Annotated in this window: 15 protein-coding genes; 10 read left to right on the plus strand and 5 right to left on the minus strand. The window is 72.3% G+C overall.

Features of this window, described 5'->3' with window-relative positions; genetic code table 11:
• Positions 1-53: 53 nt before the first annotated feature.
• Both ACIA5G_RS11925 and ACIA5G_RS11930 read left to right on the plus strand, forming a co-directional pair.
• Positions 54-530, plus strand: a complete 477-nt coding sequence (locus ACIA5G_RS11925) for an SRPBCC family protein (protein ID WP_395922652.1) — start codon at positions 54-56, stop codon at positions 528-530.
• An 81-nt stretch (positions 531-611) separates the two neighbouring features.
• Positions 612-2,006: an MFS transporter gene (locus ACIA5G_RS11930; protein WP_395922654.1), complete on the plus strand. Its 1,395-nt coding sequence runs from the start codon at positions 612-614 to the stop codon at positions 2,004-2,006.
• Here the strand turns inward: ACIA5G_RS11930 and ACIA5G_RS11935 are convergent.
• Positions 2,003-3,415: a PLP-dependent aminotransferase family protein gene (locus ACIA5G_RS11935; protein ID WP_395922655.1), complete on the minus strand. Its 1,413-nt coding sequence runs from the start codon at positions 3,413-3,415 to the stop codon at positions 2,003-2,005. The two genes, ACIA5G_RS11930 and ACIA5G_RS11935, sit on opposite strands and share 4 nt — an antisense overlap.
• A gap of 81 nt (positions 3,416-3,496) precedes the next feature.
• Here ACIA5G_RS11935 and ACIA5G_RS11940 point away from each other — a divergent pair, with 81 nt between their 5' ends.
• Positions 3,497-4,717, plus strand: coding sequence for an MFS transporter (locus ACIA5G_RS11940; protein ID WP_395922656.1), 1,221 nt, complete (start codon positions 3,497-3,499; stop codon positions 4,715-4,717).
• On the opposite strand, the gene ACIA5G_RS11945 is transcribed toward ACIA5G_RS11940, so the two are convergent.
• On the minus strand, positions 4,692-6,155 hold the full coding sequence (locus tag ACIA5G_RS11945; protein ID WP_395922657.1) for a helix-turn-helix domain-containing protein: 1,464 nt from the start codon (positions 6,153-6,155) through the stop codon (positions 4,692-4,694). The genes ACIA5G_RS11940 and ACIA5G_RS11945 overlap by 26 nt on opposite strands.
• Before the next feature lie 173 nt (positions 6,156-6,328).
• Here ACIA5G_RS11945 and ACIA5G_RS11950 point away from each other — a divergent pair, with 173 nt between their 5' ends.
• The 3 genes from ACIA5G_RS11950 to ACIA5G_RS11960 are packed head-to-tail and all read left to right on the plus strand — an operon-like array spanning position 6,329 to position 9,037.
• Entirely contained in the window at positions 6,329-7,342 is a 1,014-nt protein-coding gene (locus ACIA5G_RS11950) for an amidohydrolase family protein (protein WP_395922658.1), read from the plus strand.
• Between the two features lies 1 nt (position 7,343).
• Positions 7,344-8,015: an iron-sulfur cluster assembly protein gene (locus ACIA5G_RS11955; RefSeq protein ID WP_395922660.1), complete on the plus strand. Its 672-nt coding sequence runs from the start codon at positions 7,344-7,346 to the stop codon at positions 8,013-8,015.
• Complete coding sequence (locus ACIA5G_RS11960) at positions 8,012-9,037, plus strand: NAD(P)-dependent alcohol dehydrogenase (protein ID WP_395922661.1); 1,026 nt, start codon at positions 8,012-8,014, stop codon at positions 9,035-9,037. Before ACIA5G_RS11955 ends, ACIA5G_RS11960 begins: the two co-directional genes overlap by 4 nt.
• A 53-nt stretch (positions 9,038-9,090) precedes the next feature.
• On the opposite strand, the gene ACIA5G_RS11965 is transcribed toward ACIA5G_RS11960, so the two are convergent.
• The 3 genes from ACIA5G_RS11965 to ACIA5G_RS11975 all read right to left on the minus strand — a co-directional run bounded on the left by ACIA5G_RS11965 (position 9,091) and on the right by ACIA5G_RS11975 (position 11,917).
• On the minus strand, positions 9,091-9,879 hold the full coding sequence (locus ACIA5G_RS11965; protein ID WP_395923508.1) for a hypothetical protein: 789 nt from the start codon (positions 9,877-9,879) through the stop codon (positions 9,091-9,093).
• 93 nt (positions 9,880-9,972) lie between these two features.
• On the minus strand, positions 9,973-11,490 hold the full coding sequence (locus ACIA5G_RS11970; protein WP_395922662.1) for a CehA/McbA family metallohydrolase: 1,518 nt from the start codon (positions 11,488-11,490) through the stop codon (positions 9,973-9,975).
• A gap of 100 nt (positions 11,491-11,590) precedes the next feature.
• Positions 11,591-11,917: a hypothetical protein gene (locus ACIA5G_RS11975; protein ID WP_395922663.1), complete on the minus strand. Its 327-nt coding sequence runs from the start codon at positions 11,915-11,917 to the stop codon at positions 11,591-11,593.
• Positions 11,918-12,009: 92 nt separating this feature from the next.
• On the opposite strand from ACIA5G_RS11975, the gene ACIA5G_RS11980 reads away from it, so the two are divergent.
• The 4 genes from ACIA5G_RS11980 to ACIA5G_RS11995 all read left to right on the plus strand — a co-directional run bounded on the left by ACIA5G_RS11980 (position 12,010) and on the right by ACIA5G_RS11995 (position 21,028).
• Positions 12,010-13,161: a hypothetical protein gene (locus ACIA5G_RS11980; protein WP_395922665.1), complete on the plus strand. Its 1,152-nt coding sequence runs from the start codon at positions 12,010-12,012 to the stop codon at positions 13,159-13,161.
• 90 nt (positions 13,162-13,251) lie between these two features.
• Positions 13,252-14,877: a DUF6345 domain-containing protein gene (locus ACIA5G_RS11985; protein ID WP_395922666.1), complete on the plus strand. Its 1,626-nt coding sequence runs from the start codon at positions 13,252-13,254 to the stop codon at positions 14,875-14,877.
• 174 nt (positions 14,878-15,051) lie between these two features.
• Positions 15,052-15,291, plus strand: coding sequence for a hypothetical protein (locus ACIA5G_RS11990; RefSeq protein ID WP_395922667.1), 240 nt, complete (start codon positions 15,052-15,054; stop codon positions 15,289-15,291).
• A gap of 265 nt (positions 15,292-15,556) precedes the next feature.
• Positions 15,557-21,028, plus strand: coding sequence for a biotin carboxylase N-terminal domain-containing protein (locus ACIA5G_RS11995; RefSeq protein WP_395922668.1), 5,472 nt, complete (start codon positions 15,557-15,559; stop codon positions 21,026-21,028).
• Positions 21,029-21,040: the final 12 nt, after the last annotated feature.

The following is a 21,040-nucleotide window of genomic DNA, read 5'->3' on the forward strand; positions in this document are numbered from 1 at the left end:
GACAACCCCGGAATCCCTTGCCCGACCTGGGGCGACACTGTCACCGTCGGGGTGTGGAACCGACGATTTCGCGCAGCATCGACGTCCCCGTCGACGCGAGCACCGTGTGGTCGTGGGTCACCGACCTGCCCCGGATGGGTGAGCTGAGCCCGGAGAACGTCGGCGGCCGCTGGCTGGACGGCACCGGCCCGGCGCTCGGCGCGCGGTTCCGCGGCCGCAACCGCAACGGCGAACTGCAGTGGTGGACCCGGGTGCGCGTGGTCGTGTTCGAGCCGGGCCGCCGGTTCGCCTTCGACGTGCGGACGCCGTTCGGCTCGCGGGTTTCGCGCTGGGAGTACGTGCTGGCGCCGGGCGCGGACGGCTGCCAGGTCACCGAGAACTGGTACCGGATCGGCAGCTGGATCGTGAGGAAGTTCATGGGCCCGCGGGTCACCGGCCGCGCCGACCGGCCCGGTTACAACGTCCGCTCGATCGAACACACCCTCGCCGCGCTGAAGGCCCGGGCCGAGGAGCACGCCGCCGCCGCGTGACTTAGGTCGCTCTCATCAGGTCAGTCTCTTGTTAGGACTCGTTGTCTCCAGCTAGGTTGCTTTTTCAAACCTAGGAGCGACATGACCGACACCCCGCCGAAGCCCGGCCTCGTGCTGCTGGTCGTCTCGACGGCGGCCTTCCTGGCCAGTCTCGACACGTTCATCGTCACCATCGCCTTCCCCGGCATCCGGGCCGCGTTCCCCGGCGACGATCTCGCGACGCTCTCGTGGGTGCTCAACGGCTACACCGTGCTGTTCGCCGCCTGCCTCGCCCCGGCGGGCCGGCTGGCCGACCGGTACGGCCGGAAGCGGCTGTTCCTCATCGGCGTCGCGGTGTTCACGCTCGCTTCCGCCGCCTGCGCGGCCGCGCCGTCGATCCCGGTGCTGATCGCCTTCCGTGCGGTGCAGGCGATCGGGGCCGCGCTGGTCATGCCGACGTCTTTGGCGCTGTTGCTCACGGCGTTCCCGGCGCACCGGCGGCCGATGGCGGTCGGCGTCTGGGCGTCGGTGGGTGCGGCCGCCGCGGCACTCGGCCCGCCGGTCGGCGGCCTGCTCGTCGAGGCGTCGTGGCGCTGGGTGTTCCTGGTGAACCTGCCGATCTGCGCGGCGACGCTGCTGGCCGGCCCGCGGGTGCTGCGCGAGTCGCGGGACACCACCACCGGTGTCCCGGACCTGCTCGGCGCGGCCGGGCTGCTCGTCGGCGTCGGCGGCCTGGCCTACGCGCTGGTCGAAGCGCCCGACCACGGCTGGGGTGCGCGGCCGGTGCTGCTCGCGTTCGCGGTCGCCGCCGTCGCGCTGGTGTGGGTCCCGCTGCGCTCGGCGCGCCACGCCGTCCCGGTGCTGGACCTGCCGGCGCTGCGCGTCCCGACCCTGTGGCTGGCGTGCGTGACCACCGGCGTGTTCGCGGCCGGGTTCGCCGCGATGCTGTTCGGCAACGTGCTGTTCCTGACCTCGATCTGGCACGACTCGATCCTGGTGGCCGGGCTGTCGCTGGCGCCCGGGCCGCTGATGGTGGTGCCGGTGTCGATCCTCGGCGGCCGGTTCGTGCACCGGTACGGCCCCGGCCCGGTGGTCGCGCTCGGCGGGGTTTCGTTCGGCGCCGGCGTGCTGATCTGGTTGCTGCGCATGGGATCGGCACCCGACTACCTGGGAGCGATGCTGCCGGGCCAGCTGCTGACCGGCATCGGGGTCGGGCTGATCCTGCCGAGCCTCTCGGGTGTGGTCGGCACGGTCCTGCCGGCGGCCCGCTGGGGTGCGGGCTCGTCGATGGTCAACACGATGCGGCAGGTCGGCACGGTGCTGGGAACGGCGGTGCTGGTGGCGGTCTTCGCGGGGACGCCGGATCTGGCGGACTTCCGGCGCGGCTGGCTGCTGGTGCTGGTCACCGCGGCGGTCACCAGCGCCGGTGGCCTGGCGATCGCGGCACGCCGGCGCACCGACCACCACGTGGAGCCGGCCGCCGCGGTTGCGGCCTAGCGCGGGGTCCGCCACGCGCGATCGAGTACCGCGAGCCCGTCGTTGATGCGCTCTAGGGGAATCGAGCCGTACCCCAGGACCAGCCCGTGGCCCGGAAACCCGCCGCACAGATCGGAAAGCGTCTGAACCGCCGCCCCGGCCGCCGCCGCGCGGGCCGCGACCGGCTCCAGGTCCGCCTCGCCGAGCGCGCACAGGTGCAGCCCCGCCGCCGACGGCACGAGCCGCAGGCGACCGGCGAACACCCGGTCCAGCGTCTCGGTGATCCGCTCGTGGCGCTCGGCGTACACCCGGGTCGCGCGGCGGATGTGGCGGGCGAACAGACCCTCGTCGACGAACCGGGCCAGTGCCGCCTGCGCGGGCAGGTCACCGTGCCAGTCCGTGAGCTGGCGGGCGTGGCGCAGCGCGTCCCGCAATGACGCCGGGGCGATCAGGAAACCCAGGCGCAGCATGGGAAGCAGCGTCTTCGAGAACGATCCGACGTAGGCCACGCGGCCGCCGCGGTCCAGGCTCTGCAACGGCTCCAGCGGCCGGTCGGAGAACCGGAACTCACTGTCGTAGTCGTCCTCGACGATGACCGCGCCCGCGCGCTCGGCCCACGCCAGCAGCGCCGTGCGCCGCGCCAGGGACATCGGCGTGCCGAGCGGAAACTGGTGCGACGGAGTGACGTACACCAGTTTCGTCCGCGGTGGCAGCGCGGCGACGTCGAGGCCCTCGCCGTCCACCGGCACTCCGACAACTTCGGCGCCGTGAGAAGTGAAGAGCAGCTTCGCCAGCCGGTAGCCGGGCTCTTCGACGGCGACCCGGTCGCCGGGTTCGAGCAGCACGCGGCACACCAGGTCCAGGGCCTGCTGGGCGCCTTGGGTGACGAGGACGTCATCGGCACCGGCGTGCACGGAACGGGAGACGCCGACGTGCCGGGCGATCGCCGCGCGCAGGCCGGGGTGCCCGCCCGGGTCGGCGTAGTGCGCGAACCCGGCGGCGTCCCGCAGTTCCCGCGCGAGCAGCCGCCGCCACGTTTCGAGGGGGAACAGCGCGGCGTCGGGAATGCCGACGCGGAAGTCGTACGCCGGGGCCCGCGGGACCGCGGCAACCGCCGGCGGCAGCGCCTGCCACACCGCCTTGGGCTGCGGCCCCGGTGCCGAAGGAGCCCGGCGCGGTTTCGGCGCCGGCAACAAAACACTGACGTACGTCCCGGCGCCGACGCGCCCGGTGAGGAAGCCGTCGGCGGTCAGCCGGTCGTAGGCGACCGCGACGGTGTTGCGCGAGACGGCCAGGCGCCGCGCCAGCTCCCGGGTCGGCGGCAGCCGCTCCCCCGCCCGCAGCCTGCCGTCGAGGACGGCGTCACGCAGCTGGCGGTAGATCCGGACGCTGAGGTCGCCACGCCCGGCCAGGCTGACGTGGAAGTCCATCCGGCGAGGCTACATTGGCCCAATCCAGCCAGCCATAATTGGATCTGGGATCGGGCCAAGTTCCGTCCTACCGTAACTCCCATGACAGTGACCTTGGACCGCCCGGCCGCGACGAACCGGCGCCCCGGCCGGCTGCTCGCCGCCGCCCAGCTGGCCGGCTCGCTCGGCGACGGCGCGTTCCTGACCTGCTCGGTGCTGTTCTTCACGCGGATCGTCGGGCTGACCCCGGCGCAGGTCGGGCTGGGTCTCACGCTCGGCTGGGCGGTGGGCTCGGTCGCGGGGGTGCCGCTCGGCCACCTCGCCGACCGCCACGGCGCGCGCGGCTCGGCCGTGCTGCTGGCCCTGGCGACGGCGGTGTCGATCCTGGCGTTCCTCTTCGTCCGCTCGCCGCTGCTGTTCGTCCTCGCCGCGTGCCTCTACGGCAGCTGCCAGACCGGCCTGGCCGCCGTGCGCCAGGCCCTGCTGGCCGCGCTCGCCGATCCGGAGCGCCGGACGCGTGTCCGGGCGCACCTGCAGTCGGCGGGCAACGCCGGGCTCGCCGTCGGCGCCGGCCTGGGCGGGCTCGCACTTTCGGCCGACACGGCGTCGGCGTACCTGACGGTCTTCGTGCTCGACGCCGTGAGTTTTGTGGTCACCGCGGCGCTCATGCTCGCGCTGCCTCCCGTGACGACGTCGGCTCCGCGCGCCGGCGAGCCGAAGCTGGCTGTGCTGCGTGACCGGCCGTACGCGCTGGTGACGCTGCTGAACGCGATCCTGCTGCTGCGCATGCCGCTGCTGAGCGTCGCGATCCCGCTGTGGATCGTCGAACGGACGGCCGCGCCGGGCTGGACGGTGTCGGCGCTGTTCGTGCTCAACACGGTTGTGGTGGTGCTGCTCCAGGTCCGGGTGGCCGGACGGCTGGCGAGCATCGGCGCGGCGGCGCGGATGGTGCGCCGGTCCGGCCTGCTGCTGTTCGCCTCCTGTGTGGCGTTCGCGCTCTCGGCGCTGGGGACGTCGCCGTGGATCGCGTTCGCGGTGCTCGTCGCCGGTGCGCTGGTGCAGGTGCTCGGCGAGATGCTGCAGTCGGCGGGCTCCTGGGAGATCGGCTTCGCGCTCGCGCCGGCCGACCAGCAGGGGCAGTACCAGGGGTTCTTCGGCACCGGGACGTCGGTGGCCCGCGCGATCGGCCCGGTGCTGCTCAGCACCGTCGTCATCGGCTGGGGCCTGCCCGGCTGGCTCCTCATGGGCGCCGTTTTCCTCGGCGCGGGCTGGGCGATGGGACCCGCGGTGCGCTGGGCTACGACTTCAGCTGCCGCGCGTTGAGCCCGTACTGCGCCATCTTGCGGTAGAGCGTCGCGCGGCCCATCCCGAGCTTCTCGGCCGCGTGCACCACGGTCGCGCCGGGCTCCGACAGGCACCGCACGATCTCGTCGCGTTCCAGAGCCTGCAGGCGGCTCAGCCGGTGGCCGACGCCGGTGAACACTTCGGCCGGCAGGTGCTGGGTGTCGATGACATCCGATCGCGCGGCGGCTTCGCGCATCACGCGGCGGAGCTGCTTCGCGTTCTCCGGCCAGTCGTAGGCCATCAGCGCGCGTGACGCCGCGGAGGTGAACGTGACGTCGCGGCCGCGGTCCCGGCGGGCGAAGTGGTGGGCCAGCGGGAGGACGTCGTCGGGACGGAACCGCAGGGCCGGCACCTCGACGACCCGGTCGACCAGCGGGCTCAGCGCCGCGCACAGCGCGCCGTCCTCCGCGGTGAGCACAAACGGGACCGGCCCGCCCCGGTGCCGCGCCTCGGTGAACAGCCGCGCCAGCTCCCACGCAGTCCACGCGGGCAGCGCGTCCACCCCCGACACGATGACGCACGTGTCGTCCTTGGTCAGTTCGGGTGTCCAGAGCGTCAGCCACGTGTCGGCGTCGTCGGGCGCGGGCGGGCGCGCGTTGAGCACCCGGTCGCGGGGCCGCACCGCTCGGTGCGCGAGCGAGGCCAGCGCCGTTTTGCCTGCTCCCGGTTCGCCGACGACGGCCACCACCCGCCCACTCGCCAGCGCCGCCTGCGTCTCGGCGACCGCGGTGGTCCACGCGGAGGACAGCCGCGGCAGGTTCCCGGGGTCGACGCGGTCGGCGTAAACGCGGAACACCTCGCCGCGCGGCGTCGGCCGGGCGATCCGGCCGGACGCCCGGGCCAGCATCAGCGCCGCGGTGTTCCCGGCCGCGGCTTGGGCGAGGGCCAGGAGCAGCTCGGACGACTGCTCCGACCAGGTGGTCAGGTTGACGCTCCCGGCGAGCGCGCCGGTGATCGGGTCGAGCACCGGCACCGCCGCGCAGGTGTATCCGCGCAGGTCGGTGCAGTAGTGCTCGGCGGCGCGCACCAGCGACGGCGCCCGGTCCGCGAGCGCCAGGCCGAGCCCGTTGGTTCCCGCGTTGCTCTCCGCGAAGTAGAAGCCGGGTGCCAGGTGCACCTTGTCGAGCGAGCGGTTGATCGAGGCGTCGGTGCACAGCCGGCTCAGCACCAGGCCTTCGCTGTCGGTGATCATCAGGCTGATCGGCTCGTTGGCCAGCGTCGCCTGCAGGCCGCGCAGCACTTCGGTGCCGCATTCGTAGAGCAGCGAACCGGTGTCCACCGCGCCGGAGAACACCGGCATGACCTCGTCCTCGGGCACGCCGTAGCGCTCGCTGCGCTGCCAGGACGCCTGCAGCCGGGGCGCGATCGCGGCGCGCGCGTCGAACGAGCGCGTGACGTGCACCTGCGGGTTCTCCACCTGGCCTCCCGGGACGCGGCTCTGCGTCGGACTCCCCCAGGCTACGTCGGCCGCCCCGGTCCCGGCGCGCTCCGCTGTCTCATATCGAGACACGAGGTGGGTCCCTGACCAGCCCGGACGTCCCTACCGTCGCCTCCACGTGCCAACGGCGGACACGAACGCGGAGGACACACATGTACAGCAAGGACGGCGAGACGTATTTCATCGTGGACGCCCACGTGGCGCTCTGGGACGCGCGCCCGGAGAACCAGCGGAACATCCACGGCAAGCAGTTCATCGACTGCTTCTACGACTACCACCGCAACCTCAGCCCCGAGTCCGAGGTGTGGCGCTACGAGGACTACCTCTACCAGGGCGGCGAGCGGCTGGTGAAGGACCTGTTCGAGGACGGCTACGTCGACCACGCGATCTTCCAGCCCGCCCACCTCGGCGCGTTCTACCACAACGGCTTCGGGCAGACCGAGGAAGCGTTCGCGCTGACGCAAAAGCACCCGGGCAAGCTGACCTACAACCACAACTTCGACCCACGGCTCGAGCAGGCCGGGCTCGACCAGCTGCGCCGCGACGCGGAACGCTTCGGCCTCAAGGGTGTCAAGCTCTACACCGCCGAGTGGCAAGGTGACTCCCGCGGCTACAAGCTGACCGACCCCTGGACGTACAAGTACCTGGAAGCCTGCCAGGAACTGGGCATCAAGAACATCCATGTCCACAAGGGACCGACGATCCGGCCCCTCGATCGTGACGCCTTCGACGTCGCCGACGTCGACCACGCGGCCACCGACTTCACCGACCTCAACTTCGTCGTGGAGCACTGCGGGCTGCCGCGCCTGGAGGACTTCTGCTGGATCGCCACGCAGGAGCCGAACGTGCACGCGGGGCTCGCCGTCGCGATGCCGTTCATCCACACCCGGCCGAAGTACTTCGCACAGATCATCGGTGAACTGCTGTACTGGCTCGACGAAGACCGCATCCAGTTCTCCAGCGACTACGCGATCTGGACACCGCGCTGGCTGGTCGAGCGGTTCGTCGACTTCCAGATCCCGGACGACCTGCCCGAGTACGCGCCGCTCACCGTGGATCAGAAGAAGAAGATCCTGGGCCTCAACGCGGCGGCGATGTACAACATCCCGGTGCCGGCCGAACTGCAGCTCGCGCCGGTCGAGCCGCAGGCCGTCTCGGTGGCGTGAGATGGACGCCCACACCGCGCTGGACGCGGTTCTCGACCCGGAGCTCGACGAGCCGATCACCGATCTCGGTTTTGTGCACTCGGTCGACGTGGACGGCACCCGGGTGACCGTCCACCTGCGACTGCCGACGTCGTTCTGCGCGCCGAACTTCGCCTACCTGATGGCGTCCGATGCGAAGGACGTGCTGACGGCGCTGCCGTGGACGAGCGAAGTCGTGGTGCTGCTCGACGACCACCACGACTCGGACCTGATCAACCGCGGCCTCGCGCTGGACGCCGGTTATCGCGGGACGTTCGGCCACGAGGCCGAGGAGGATCTTGAGGAGCTGCGGCAGACGTTCCGGCGCAAGGCCCACCAGGCGGCGATGGAGCGCGCGCTGACGGGGTTCGTCCGGGCCGACTCGGAGGCCGACCTGCACGCGGTGACGCTGGCGGACCTGCCCGACGTCCCCGCTTCTCACGCCCTGCTGCGGCGACGTGAGGCGCTCGGGCTCTCGCTCGAGCCGTCGGCTCCGGTGCTGGTCGACGAGCACGGCACGCCGTTCCCGCGTGCGGAGATCCCGCTGCGGCTGCGGTTCGCGCGGTCGGTCCGGATTTCCATCGAGGGCAACGCGCACTTCTGCCGCGGCCTGCTCCGCACCCGTTACCCCGAGTCCACTGTGGAGGCATCATGAAGGCGGTCCAGGTTGTCGGTTACCACCAGCCGCTGCGGCTGACCGACGTTCCCGCACCCGAGGCGACCGGCCCGTACGACGTCGTCGTGCGGATCGGCGGCGCCGGCGTCTGCCGCACCGACCTGCACATCCTCGAAGGGCAGTGGCAGGAGAAGTCCGGCGTCACGCTGCCCTACACGATCGGGCACGAGAACGCGGGCTGGGTGCACGCGGTCGGCAGCGCGGTGACCAACGTCGCCGAGGGTGACAAGGTGATCGTGCACCCGCTCATCACGTGCGGGCTGTGCCGGGCGTGCCGCTTCGGCGACGACGTCCATTGTGAACAGTCGTTGTTCCCGGGTATCGACACCGCGGGTGGCTACGCGGAGTACCTCAAGACGTCGGCACGCAGCGTGGTGAAGATCGACGACGCTCTGGAACCGGCGGACGTCGCGGCCCTGGCCGACGCCGGACTGACGGCGTACCACGCGGCGGCCAAGGCGGCGCGGCGCCTGCGTCCCGGCGACAAGTGCGTCGTGATCGGCGCGGGCGGGCTCGGGCACATCGGCATCCAGGTGCTCAAGGCGATCTCGGCGGCGGAGCTGATCGTCGTCGACCGCAACCCGGACGCGGTGAAACTGGCGGTGTCCATCGGCGCGGACCACGGCGTCGTGGCGGGCGGCGCACACGTGACGGAGGTCCTCGACCTGACCGGCGGCCACGGCGCCGAAGCGGTGATCGACTTCGTCGGCGAGGGCGGCGCGACTTCCGAAGGCATCGCGATGCTGCGACGGGCGGGCGACTACCACGTCGTCGGGTACGGCGAGAACATCAACGTCCCGACGATCGACGTCATCTCCACGGAGATCAACCTGATCGGCAACCTGGTGGGTTCGTACAACGACCTGTGCGAGCTGATGGTCCTGGCGGCGCAGGGCCGGGTGAAGCTCCACACGGCGCGGTACCCGCTGGAGAACTTCCAGGAGGCCCTCGACGACCTCGACGCGGGCCGCATCCGCGGCCGCGCGATCCTGGTCCCCTAACGCCCCGATGTGGCGTTCGGTGCGTCCAACGCACCCAACGCCACATTGGGGCGCTACTGGGTCGGCTGCGCGGCCGGGGCCTGGTGCAGCGAGAGATTCTGACCGGCGGCGGCGTCCTCGGTCCAGGCGCCGGACTCGGCCGTCCAGGTCTGGCCCGCGAAGCTCACCTTGTCCACGCCCAGCGCCTCCGCACGGCCCACCAGCCAGCTAGCGTACGTCCAGCCCTGCCCTGCCGGGTGGGCGCCGCTCAACTGAGCGGTGCCCAGCTCCGCGGTGGCGGCAGCCGCCAGGTCGGGCGGGGCCGCCAGGGTCAGGTTGCGGCAGGTCAGCGCGGCCGGGAACTGGCCGTTGAACGCCGCCGCCATCGCGCGGGACTGCGGTTCCCACTGCGCGTACGCGTCCGGGACGCCCGAGCGCTGGATCGACTGAGCCGCTTCGGTGATCGGCATCGTCTCCCAGCCGGGCAGCTTCTCCAGCTTCTCGTAGAACGCCGTCGCCGCGTAGACCGGGTCACGCAGCTGCGCGACCGTGCCCCAGCCCTGGCTGGGCCGCTGCTGGAACAGCCCGACCGAGTCGCGGTCACCGCCTTCGAGGTTCTGCAGCTTGGACTCCTGCAGCGCCGTGGCCAGCGCGACCGTCGCCGCGTGCGGGGGCAGGCCCAGCTTCGTGCCGACCGCCGAGATCGTCGCGGCGTTGTTCATCTGCTCCGGGCTGAAGGTGTACGCGGACGTGTTCTCCCCCGGCAGCGCCACCGTGCAGCCCGGCGTCCGGACCGGGCTGCGCGTCAGCACCACCACCACGATCACCCCGGCCGTCAGCACGACGACCGCGCCCAGGAAGATGGCCGCCTTCAGGCCACATCCACGCACCCTGCCTCCCCGTCACCCGTTCGCACCAGTCTGCCCAAAGACAGGACGCGGCGCAGGGGCCGGGGTTCAGCGGTCGGCGCTGAGGAAGATCGGGTTGGACATCGCGACCATCGCATTGGGTGACGTCGTGTTCGGGCCACCGGACGGGCGCCGCACCTCGACGCGCACCCACCGCGAGTACCGCGGGTACGTGGTCCACGTCACCGTGGCGGCCCCCGAGTCGCCGACGGTCTCGGTGTGCTCCGGGCCGAGCTGGTCGAGGAACGTCACCGTGGTGCCCGGGACACCGCCGACCACCGCGCGAACGGTCACCGGCGTGCCGGTGCCGGCCGGGAGCCGCTCGCCGATGCCCGCCGTGCGGCCGCCGCCCGAGACCGTGAAGTCGAGCTCGACCGCCGACGACTCGGCCAGCCACGAGCGGCCGGCCTTCAGCCCGGCCAGCAGTTCTTTGCGACGCAGGCGGTCGGCGAGCACCACGGTGTGCGGCAACGCGACCCGCTGGTCCGGGTTGTGCGCGTCGGAGTCGCCGATCGCCGGGATGAACCGGCCGCCGCGCAGCAGGCCGTCCCAGTGGATGACGCTCGCCTCGTCGTCCTGGGTCCACGGGCCGTTCCACACCTCGACGAGGTCGGCGATCTCGTACGCGAACTCGTAGGTGCAGCCGAAGCAGTTGGCGAACGGGTGCGCCGCGGTGACCAGGCCGCCCGCGCGGTGCACCTGGTCGGTGAAGCGCCGGAAGTCCTGCGGGTCGGCCGCGCGGTAGCGCCAGTCGATCCAGGTGCCGGCGGGCAGGCCGATGGCGGGCCAGTGCCCGGACCGCGTCGTCACCTCTTCGCCGTTGAGGATCAGCAGGTCGTCCGTCGCGTAGTTGCCCCACTGCAGCTGCGAGCTGGACGTGTTGTGGTCGGTCGAGATCATGAAGTCGAGCCCGGCGGCGCGCGCGTCGGCGACCAGCTGCTCCGGCGTGCGGCGGCCGTCGGAGTGGACCGTGTGCAGGTGGCCGTCGCCGCGGTACCAGGCGCGGCCCTTTTCACGAGCGGGCGCGGTCTCGGGCGCCGGGTTCGGCTTGAACGGCGCGCCGTCCGGCCCGAAGGTGAGCGTGATGTCGACCTTGTAGTTCAAGCCCTGCGGAGCGACGGTGTACGGCCCGAGGATGACGTGCCACCGGCCGGGCCGGATCGGCCCGGCCAGGTACCCGGGCGTCCCCTCGGACGCGCTGATCGAGAACCGGTCGCGGAAGCCGCCGGACCAGCCGCGGAAGCCGCGGGCGTTGCCCAGTTCGTGGCCTTCCGGGCCGAACATCCCGATGTCGCAGGCGTTCCCGCGGGTGCCGGCGGGCACCTGGGGCTTGTCGTACGAGTAGACGACGTCGATCTGCCGCACCCCGCGCGGGACGTCGACGGGCAGGTAGTACCAGTCCGGGACGTCCGGCTTCAGGGTGCCGGTGACGGTCCGGGTCTGGCTGCCGGTGCCGCCCGGCTGGTCGGCGAACGCCACCCCGGGCAGCATCCCCATCGCCGCCCCGGCCGCCGCCACCCCGCTCGCGCGCAGCAGCGCGCGCCGGCTCAAGTCCCCAGAACTCATGCATACCTCCGCATCGAAAGACCTCCCGGACGCTAAGGGAGCAATCCGAACGCCGACAAGAACCGGCGGTGAACTTTCGGCGCGCGGCCGCGGTGCCCGGTCAGGACCTCGCGCGCCGGCTGAGGATCTTCGCGAGGGCGACGACGGTGGCGGCAGCCGCCAGCCCGAGCCGGGTGAGGTCGACCGCGGGCACCCAGGTGACCGAGCCGTCGCGGACGACGAACGCCCCGGCGGGCCGGGCGAACACCCCGAACCCGGCGCCCTCCCGCACCGGCAGCGCGCCGGTGTCACCACCACCCCCACCCCCGCCACCGAACACCGTCGCGGCGGGGATCACGACGACCCCGTCGCGCTCCACCGGTTCGCCGTAGACCAGCTTCGCGGTGAAGAGGTCCCGTGCCGTCGACGCCAGCTGCCCGAGCTTCATCCGGCCATCATGGCCGCAAACCGGGTTGCGGCGCCGCGAAACGTCCGCGATCCTGCGCTGTTCCGCACCGAGCGGGACGTTCGGAGCAGACGATGACCCCGCCGATGCGCGGCCTGGCCGCCAACCCCGCTTTACCCGCCCACCTGCTGGACCACCTGATCACGACGGCGGGCGACGACCTGGGCCCGATCCTCGCCCGGCGCGACGACCTGACCACGGCCCGAGCGCGGGTCCTGGCCACCCGGTGCGGCGCGAGCGTGCTGTACCCCCTGCTGGAACGGGGCCTGCTCACGCCGGCCGACATCCCGTTCGGGGACCCGTGGCGCGGGCCGGCCGTGCTGGAGCACCCGGACGCCGACCCGGCGTGGTTCAACCGGCTCGCCCGCGACCCCGACCCGGTGATCCGGTGCGAGCTGAGCGCGCGGTTCCCGCTCCCGGCACCGATCACCTTGATCGCCACCCTGGCCGGAAACCCCGCCACCTCACTGGAAGCCCTCCCTGCCGACGCGCACGAACTCATCCGCTGGAAGATGGCGTCCCGCACCGACCTCGCCGCCGACGTCTACGCGAAGCTCGCCGAGGACGACCTGCCGGGCACCCGATGGGATCTCGCGGGCAACCCCGCCGCCGTGGCGTTCCTGCCGCGGCTGCTCGCCCGCGACTCCAGCCGCGAGATGAAGCGCGCGGCCGCCCTCAACCCCCGGATCCCGCTCGCCCTGCTCGCCGAACTCGCGCCCGAGACGAAGATCGGGCTGCTGGTGCCGCGCGTCGCCACCGCGACCGAAGCGGAACTGCACGCCCCCGCAGCGCAGGTCAGACGGCTGGCCGCGGCCCGGCCGGACCTGCCACCCGACCTCCTCGCCCGCTTCACCGAAGACCCGGACGCGGGTGTCGCCCGGATGATCGCGCCGAACCCGGACCTGAACCCGGCACAGCTGCGCCGGATCGCCCGCCACGGACCGCCCGTGTACGCCCGCCTCGCCGCGAACCCGCGGTGCCCGGCGGACCTCGCCCGTGTGCTGCTCGCCGGTGCGCAGGTGAAAGCCCTGCGCGTGCTCGCCGGGCACCCGGGCCTGCGCCCGGAGTCCATTGTGGATCTTCTCGGCCACCCCGACGACCGGGTGGTCACCGCCGCCGCGGCCAACCCGGCGCTCGCGGTCGCGGTCATGTCCACATCGACCGGATGGGCCGGCCACCCGGGAATACCCCACGGAATCGGTGCAGCGCTGAAAAAATTGCGCTGAAGGTGTGGCAAAAAGATGTATCCGCAGGATTTGCCCGCCTCGACAGCTAACGTCACAGCGCTCGACAAAAGCCGGATCCGGGGAGGAACCATGGTTTTGCTCAAGAACGGAGCGGTGAGCGCACCGCCGGGTGCACCCGCCGCCGCACGCCCGTTGACCTCGGGAGATCCCTTCGGCGCCACCGGGGTGACCGCCGACCGCGGCGCGAACCGGTACGGCGTCTGCTCGATCGAGGATTTTCCGCCCGGAATCAACGATCTCTCCTTCACCCACGACGACGCCGCCGGTTTCTACAATTACGTCAAGCAGTTCACGGCGCCCAACTTCTGGTACCAGGACGGCGGGGTGCTGTCCTGGATCTACGGTGAGCAGTACGACGACTGGCAGGGCACCTACGGCTTCGACGCCTGCGTGGCGGAGTACCACTCCGGGCACGGGACGATGGACGGCAACGGCGTCTTCTGGATGCCGATGGGCGGCACCTGGGGCGGCACGGCCTGGGCGGGCTCGAACGACATGCGGCTCGGCAACGAGGTCGCGCGCTACCTGTTCTTCTCCACCTGCCTTTCGCTGCGCATCGGTGACGGCAACAGCCCGATCCGCACGTGGGACGCGGCGAACCTCGGGCTGCGGATGATCTTCGGCTTCGAGACGACCAGCGTCGACAACCCGAACTACGGCGCCTTCTTCTTCAGCAAATGGAACGGCAACGGCCACAAGTTCACCAAGGCGTGGCTGGACGCGTCGTGGGACATCGACCACCACCAGGCGCCGTCGGCGGTGGCGTGCGGGGCGACGCAGGCCGAGGCGCAGGACCGGCTGTTCAACGAAGGCACCTTCTCCACCGCCGCCGCGTCGAAGAACTGGTGGTGGTGGACGTGGTACGACGCCGCCAAGAGCATCCGGGCGCCGCACCTGGAGCTGCCGGCCTCGCCGCAGACGGCCCGGTTCGCGCCGCAGCGGCTGTCCTCGGCGAAGCTGACCGAGCTGGCCGGGCACTACGGCGTCCGGCTCGGCGGCGGGCAGGCCGACGCCGCGCTCGGTTCGCACGGCGTCGTGCTGGGTGACGGCCAGGGCGGGCCGCGGCTGTCCGTCGACCACCGCGGGGTCCGCGAGATCACGTTCGCCGAGGTGGACGGCGCCGGCCGGGACGCGCCCAGCGCCGCCGAAGCGGTCCGGATCGCCCAGGACGCCGTCGAGACGTTCGGCCTGGCCGAGCGCGTCGACCTGGTCGCGGACAAGGTGCGCCACCAGTACCACGCGGGCGGCACGCCGGACGAGGTCGCCGAGCCGCGGGTGCGCGAAACGCACGTGGTGTTCACGCAGCTGGTCGACGGCCACCCGGTGGTCACGCCCGGCCTCGGCGAGGTCCGGGTCGCCATCGACGGCGCGGGCACGGTGACCACGATCGTCGACGCCACCCGCGAGGTCGAGCGGCTGACCGAAAGCGCGCCCGCCGCACCGCAGGCCGCCCGCGGGGACGCCCGCCAGCCGTCCACTGTGGACGAAGCGCTGGACGCCCCGCTGCAGCGGCTGCTGCGCCGCCTGTCCGCCGGCGGCCGGGTGCCGGCCGAGGTCCGCACGATCCCGGACTCGACGGCCGTCGGGTACGCGCTGCGCGGGGACGACGGCGCCCAGGTGGCCCGCCGCACCGTCGAGGTCGACTGCGGGGAGGGGCTCGCGAAGCGGTACGTCCTGGAGGCGCCGCTGCGCTGAGCCGCGGCCAGGGCGGGCCGGCACCTCGTCGGGGGGTGCCGGCCCGCCCTCAGCGCGGTGAACGACCGTCGTCCCGCGGAATTTTCCCCCCATCGCGTGTGAACACGACGTATCCGGGGCATTAACCACCGGCACCTGTGTGCCGAGGGCGTTTTGCACCGAGGGGAGACCGCGATGACCTTCGACTTCGTCGGCCGCTGGCTGGGCCGGCATCGCGAACGGCCGGGCGTCACCGTCGACCTCTCCTGCGGCGGGCGGGTCACGCTGCAGGAAATCGACGGGCAGCCGGTGCTGGCCGTCACCACCGCGCCCGGTCCGGACGGCCGCTGCCGGGTCGCCGCCGTCCCGCTGTCGGCGGCCGAACGCCGCGAGCTCGGCCAGGTCCTCGAGTCCGACGTCCTGCTCGCCTCCTGAACCGTTCTCCCCACTGGCTGTTTCCCTAGCCGTCACCGCCGTAGGCTGCGCGGTGTGCTTTGTGGCATGCCTCGCGAGAATCGGCGTCCCGCCAGTGTGGCGCGGGTCGCTTTTTGTGGGGTTCCCACAACACAACCGCCCCGGCATGCGCCATGCCGGACATTGGTCTACCCGGCGGTAATCCAGCAGGGTGTAGGCAGGTGCAGGCGACGCCCCAGGACAGGTGCGTCGCCTTCTGCGCGTGGGTACTTGGGAGGCTCAACCGGTGTTCAGTCGTGTCGCCATCGTCAACCGCGGAGAGGCCGCGATGCGGCTCATCCACGCCGTCCGGGATCTGTCGGCGGAAACCGGGACGCGGATCGAGACGGTCGCTCTCTACACCGACGCCGACCGCACGGCCACGTTCGTCCGTGAGGCCGACCTGGCCTACGACCTCGGCCCGGCGTCGGCCCGGCCGTACCTCGACCTCGCCAAGCTCGAGCGGGCGCTGGTCGAGACGAAGGCCGACGCGGCATGGGTGGGCTGGGGCTTCGTCGCCGAGGACCCGGCTTTTGCGGAGCTGTGCGAGAAGGTCGGTGTCACCTTCGTCGGCCCGAGCGCCGACGCGATGCGCAAGCTCGGGGACAAGATCGGCGCGAAGCTGATCGCCGAAGAGGTGGGCGTGCCGGTCGCGCCGTGGAGCCGCGGCGAGGTCGCGACCCTCGAGGACGCGCTGCGGGCCGGCGACCGGATCGGCTACCCGCTGATGCTCAAGGCCACCGCGGGTGGTGGCGGGCGCGGCATCCGCATGGTGGCCTCCGGCGAGGACCTCGCCGACGCCTACGAGCGCACCAGCCAGGAGGCGCTGCGCGCGTTCGGCTCCGGCGTCGTGTTCCTGGAGCGCCTGGTCACCGGCGCCCGGCACGTCGAGGTCCAGGTGATCTCCGACGGCACGACGGCGTGGGCGCTCGGCGTCCGCGACTGCTCGGTGCAGCGGCGCAACCAGAAGATCATCGAAGAGTCCGCTTCCCCGGTGCTGGGCCCCGAGCAGACCGCCGAGCTGAAGGCTTCGGCCGAGCGGCTCGCCGTCGCGGTCGGCTACCGCGGCGCCTGCACCGTCGAGTTCCTCTACCACCCGGGCGAGCGGCTGTTCGCCTTCCTCGAGGTCAACACCCGGCTGCAGGTCGAGCACCCGATCACCGAGATCACCACCGGCACCGACCTGGTCCGGCTGCAGCTGCACGTCGCCGGCGGCGGCAAGCTCGAAGGCGACCAGCCGGCCGAGCTCGGCCACGCGATCGAGGCGCGGCTGAACGCCGAAGACCCCGACCGCGACTTCGCGCCCTCCCCCGGCCGCATCACGCGGCTGGCGCTGCCCGCCGGCCCCGGCATCCGCGTCGACACCGGGGTCAGCGAAGGCGACACCATCCCCGCGGACTTCGACTCGATGATCGCCAAGATCATCGCCTACGGCCGCGACCGCGCCGAGGCGCTGGGCCGGCTGCGCCGCGCGATGGCCGAGACCACCGTCATCATCGAGGGCGGCGCGACCAACAAGAGCTTCGTGCTCGACCTGCTCGACCAGCCCGAGGTGATCGACGCCAGCGCCGACACCGGCTGGATCGACCGCGTCCGCGCCGAGGGCCGCCTGGTCACCCACCGGCACTCCGCGATCGCGCTCGCCGCGGCCGCCATCGAGGCCTACCAGGACGAGGAAGAGGTCTCCGTCCAGCGGCTGCTGGCCACCGCGCACGGCGGGCGCCCGCAGGTCCAGCACGAGACCGGCCGCCCGCTCGACCTGAAGCTCCGCGGGGTCGGTTACCGCGTCAGCGTGGCCAGGGCCGGCCGGACGCGCTTCCGCGTCGGCATCTCGGCCGGCACTTCGGACGTGCACCACGCCGACGTCGAGGTCAACCGGTTCGACGCCCACAGCGGCCAGATCCTGGTCAACGGCCGGCGGTTCCGCCTGGTGACCGCGACGCACGGCCCGATCCACCTCGTCGAGGTCGACGGTGTCACCCACCGCGTCAGCCGCGACGAGGGCGGCGTGGTCCGCTCCCCCGCGCCCGCGCTGGTGGTCGCGACGCCGCTGTCGGTCGGCGACGAGGTCGAGGCGAACGCGCCGATCCTCGTGCTGGAGAGCATGAAGATGGAGACGGTGCTGCGCGCGCCGTTCCGCGCTCGCGTCCGCGAGTGCCCGGTTTCGGTCGGCAGCCAGGTCGAGACCGGCGCGCCGCTGATGCGCCTCGAGCCGCTGGCCGACGGCGCCGAAGAGGAAGCCGCCGACAGCGGCGAGACCGTCGAGATCGATCTGCCGGCCGCGCCGCCGGACGTGTCCGCCGCCGTCCGCGTCGAACGCGGCCAGCAGGACCTGCGCAGCCTGCTGCTCGGCTTCGACGTCGACCCGGCCGAGCGCAAGCGCCTCCTCGCCGCCTACGAAGAGGCCCGCGCCGAGCTGGGCAACCGGCCGGTCGAGGGTGAGCTGGAGCTGCTCACCGTCTTCGCCGACCTGTCCGAGCTGAGCCGCAACACCCCGGGCGGCGAGCTCGACACCGAGCCGGACAGCTCGGTGCACAGCGCGCGTGAGTTCTTCCACAGCTACCTGCAGAGCCTCGACGTCGAACGCGCCGGCGTCACCGAGGGCTTCCAGGCGAAGCTGCGCCGCGTGCTCGCGCACTACGGCGTCACCGACCTCGACCGCACCCCGGAGCTGGAAGCCGCGGTCTTCCGGATCTTCCTGACGCAGCAGCGGATGGCGGCCGACGTCGCCGTCGTCTCCGAGCTGCTGCGGCAGTGGCTGGCCGGGGCGCCGCCGGCGGAGTCGCTCAGCGAGCGCGCCGGGCTCACCCTGGAGCACCTGGTCGAAGCCACGCAGGTGCGCTTCCCCGCGGTGTCCGACCTGGCCCGCGGTGTTGTCTTCCGCTGGTTCGCGCAGCCGCTGCTGCGCCGCCACCGCGCCGAGGTCTACGCCGCGGTCCGCACCGAGCTGCGGTACCTCGACCAGCACCCGGACGCCCCGGACCGCGCCGAGCGGATCCAGGCGATGATCACCGGCTCGGAGCCGCTGGTCCGGCTGATCGGCCAGCGGATCGGGCGGCCCGGCCGCGACCACGCGCCGCTGCTGGAGGTGCTGACCCGCCGCTACTACGGCAACCGGCGGCTGTCGGCGGTCGCCGTGCGCGAGGCCGGCGGCCAGCGGTGGCTGACCGCCGAGCTGAACCGCGCGGACGGCGTGCTGCCGCTGGTCACCACCGCCGTCGACATCGCCGACCTGCCCGCCGCGCTGGGCGCGCTCGGCGAGGTGGCCACCGAAGGTGTGGTCGCCGACCTGTACCTGCGCTGGGAGGACCAGCCCGACGCGGACGCGACCGCGGCCCGGCTCGGCGAGTTGCTGGCCGAGCGGCCGCTGCCGTCGAGCGTGCACCGGGTCGTCGTCACCGTGGCCGGCACCGGCGGCGCGGTGATGCACCACCACTTCACCTTCCGGCGCGACGGCGCGGGCTTCGCGGAGGACAGGCTGATCCGCGGCCTGCACCCGCAGATCGCGCAGCGGTTGCAGCTGGAGCGGCTGCACGAGTTCGACCTCACCCGGCTGCCGTCCGCGGACGAGGAGATCTACCTGTTCAAGGCGGTCGCCAAGAGCAACCCGGCCGACGAACGGCTGATCGCGATGGGCCAGGTCCGCGACCTGACCCCGCTGCGCGAGGCCGACGGCCGGCTGGTCGCCCTGCCCGCCCTCGAGGACGCGGTCACCGCCTGCCTCGACGCGATCCGGAACATCCAGGCGCAGCGGCCGCAGAACAAGCGCTTCGACACCAACCGGATCATGATGTACGTCTGGCCCCAGACGGAGCTGACCACCGAGGAGCTGAACACCCTCGTCCAGCGCATCCGGCCCACCTCCGTGGGTGCCGGCCTGGAAGAGGTCCAGTTCCTGGGCCGGCGGCGCACCGAGGCGGGCAAGCTGACCGAGGTGGCCGTCCGGATCACCCTCGACGCGGGCAACGGCGCGCGGCTGCACGTCGGGCCGCCGTCGACCGAGCCGGTGCAGCCGCTGGACGAGTACCGCCTGAAGGTGCAGCGCGCGGCCCGCCGCGGCACGGTCTACCCGTACGAGCTGACCGAGCTGCTCGCCGGGCCGGACGGCAGCTTCGTCGAGCACGACTTCGACGACGCGGGTGTCCTGGTGCCGGTGGACCGCCCGAAGGGCAAGAACACCGCGGCGCTCGTGGCGGGCGTCGTCACGACCGTGACCGAGCGGCACCCCGAGGGGGTCACCCGCGTCGTGCTGCTCGGCGACCCGACGAAGTCGCTGGGCGCGCTGTCCGAACCGGAGTGCTCGCGCGTCATCGCGGCGCTCGACCTGGCCGAGCGAATGAGCGTCCCGCTGGAGTGGTTCGCGCTCTCCTCGGGTGCGCGGATCTCGATGTCCTCGGGCACCGAGAACATGGACTGGGTCGGCGCGGCGCTCAAGCGGATCGTCACGTTCACCCAGGACGGCGGCGAGATCAACATCGTGGTCAACGGGATCAACGTCGGCGCCCAGCCGTACTGGAACGCCGAAGCCACGATGCTCATGCACACCAAGGGCATCCTGGTCATGACGCCGGACTCGGCGATGGTGCTCACCGGCAAGCAGGCGCTCGACTTCTCGGGTGGTGTGTCGGCCGAAGACAACTTCGGCATCGGCGGTTACGACCGCGTCATGGGCCCGAACGGCCAGGCGCAGTACTGGGCGCCGAACCTGCCGGCCGCCCGCGAAGTGCTGATGTCGCACTACGACCACACCTACGTCGTGCCGGGTGAGGCCGGGCCGCGCAAGACGAGCACCAACGACCCCGCCGCCCGCGACGTCTCGCCGTACCCGCACGCGATCGTCGGCAGCGACTTCACGACGGTCGGGGAGATCTTCTCGGCCGAGCACAACCCGGACCGCAAGAAGCCGTTCGACATCCGCACGGTGATGCGCGCGCTGTCCGACCAGGACCACCCGGTGCTGGAGCGCTGGGCGGGCATGGCCGACGCCGAAACGTCCGCGGTGCAGGACGTGCACATCGGCGGCCGCCCGGTCTGCCTCATCGGCATCGAATCCCGGTCGGTGCCGCGCCGCGGGTTCCCGCCCACCGACGGCCCGGACACCTACACCGCGGGCACGCTGTTCCCGCGGTCGTCGAAGAAGACGGCGCGGGCGATCAACGCGGCGTCGGGCAACCGGCCGCTGGTCGTGCTGGCGAACCTGTCCGGGTTCGACGGCTCACCGGAGTCGCTGCGCAAGCTGCAGCTGGAGTACGGCGCGGAGATCGGCCGGGCGATCGTCAACTTCGAAGGCCCGATCGTGTTCACCGTGATCTCGCGGTACCACGGCGGCGCGTTCGTCGTGTTCTCCAAGACGCTCAACCCGAACATGACGGTGCTGGCGCTGGAGGGCTCGTTCGCTTCGGTGCTGGGCGGCGCCCCGGCGGCGGCGGTGGTGTTCGCCGGCGAGGTGAACAACCGCACGGCGAACGACCCGCGGGTGACCGAGCTCCAGGCCCAGGTTTCGGCGGCGGCCGGCGCTTCCCGGGCGACCCTCAACGCGCAGCTGGCGGAGCTCCAATCGTCGGTCCGCGCGGAGAAGGTGAACGAGGTCGCCGCGGAGTTCGACCGGGTGCACAGCATCCAGCGCGCGGTCGAGGTCGGCTCGGTGGACGCGATCATCAGCGCGGCCGAGCTGCGGCCGCGGATCATCGAGGCCATCGAACACGGCCTGAAGCGCTGACGTCCCGGGGCC

Origin of the sequence: Amycolatopsis sp. NPDC051758, from assembly GCF_044453095.1 — a bacterium.
Taxonomy (GTDB): Bacteria; Actinomycetota; Actinomycetes; order Mycobacteriales; family Pseudonocardiaceae; genus Amycolatopsis.

Coding starts and splice junctions, on each gene's coding strand:
- ACIA5G_RS11970 (WP_395922662.1), bottom strand. CDS start 11,490: ATGAGTTCTGGGGACTTGAGCCGGCGCGCGCTGCTGCGCGCGAGCGGG.
- ACIA5G_RS11955 (WP_395922660.1), top strand. CDS start 7,344: ATGGACGCCCACACCGCGCTGGACGCGGTTCTCGACCCGGAGCTCGAC.
- ACIA5G_RS11985 (WP_395922666.1), top strand. CDS start 13,252: ATGGTTTTGCTCAAGAACGGAGCGGTGAGCGCACCGCCGGGTGCACCC.
- ACIA5G_RS11935 (WP_395922655.1), bottom strand. CDS start 3,415: ATGGACTTCCACGTCAGCCTGGCCGGGCGTGGCGACCTCAGCGTCCGG.
- ACIA5G_RS11980 (WP_395922665.1), top strand. CDS start 12,010: ATGACCCCGCCGATGCGCGGCCTGGCCGCCAACCCCGCTTTACCCGCC.
- ACIA5G_RS11975 (WP_395922663.1), bottom strand. CDS start 11,917: ATGAAGCTCGGGCAGCTGGCGTCGACGGCACGGGACCTCTTCACCGCG.
- ACIA5G_RS11950 (WP_395922658.1), top strand. CDS start 6,329: ATGTACAGCAAGGACGGCGAGACGTATTTCATCGTGGACGCCCACGTG.
- ACIA5G_RS11990 (WP_395922667.1), top strand. CDS start 15,052: ATGACCTTCGACTTCGTCGGCCGCTGGCTGGGCCGGCATCGCGAACGG.
- ACIA5G_RS11940 (WP_395922656.1), top strand. CDS start 3,497: ATGACAGTGACCTTGGACCGCCCGGCCGCGACGAACCGGCGCCCCGGC.
- ACIA5G_RS11930 (WP_395922654.1), top strand. CDS start 612: ATGACCGACACCCCGCCGAAGCCCGGCCTCGTGCTGCTGGTCGTCTCG.
- ACIA5G_RS11960 (WP_395922661.1), top strand. CDS start 8,012: ATGAAGGCGGTCCAGGTTGTCGGTTACCACCAGCCGCTGCGGCTGACC.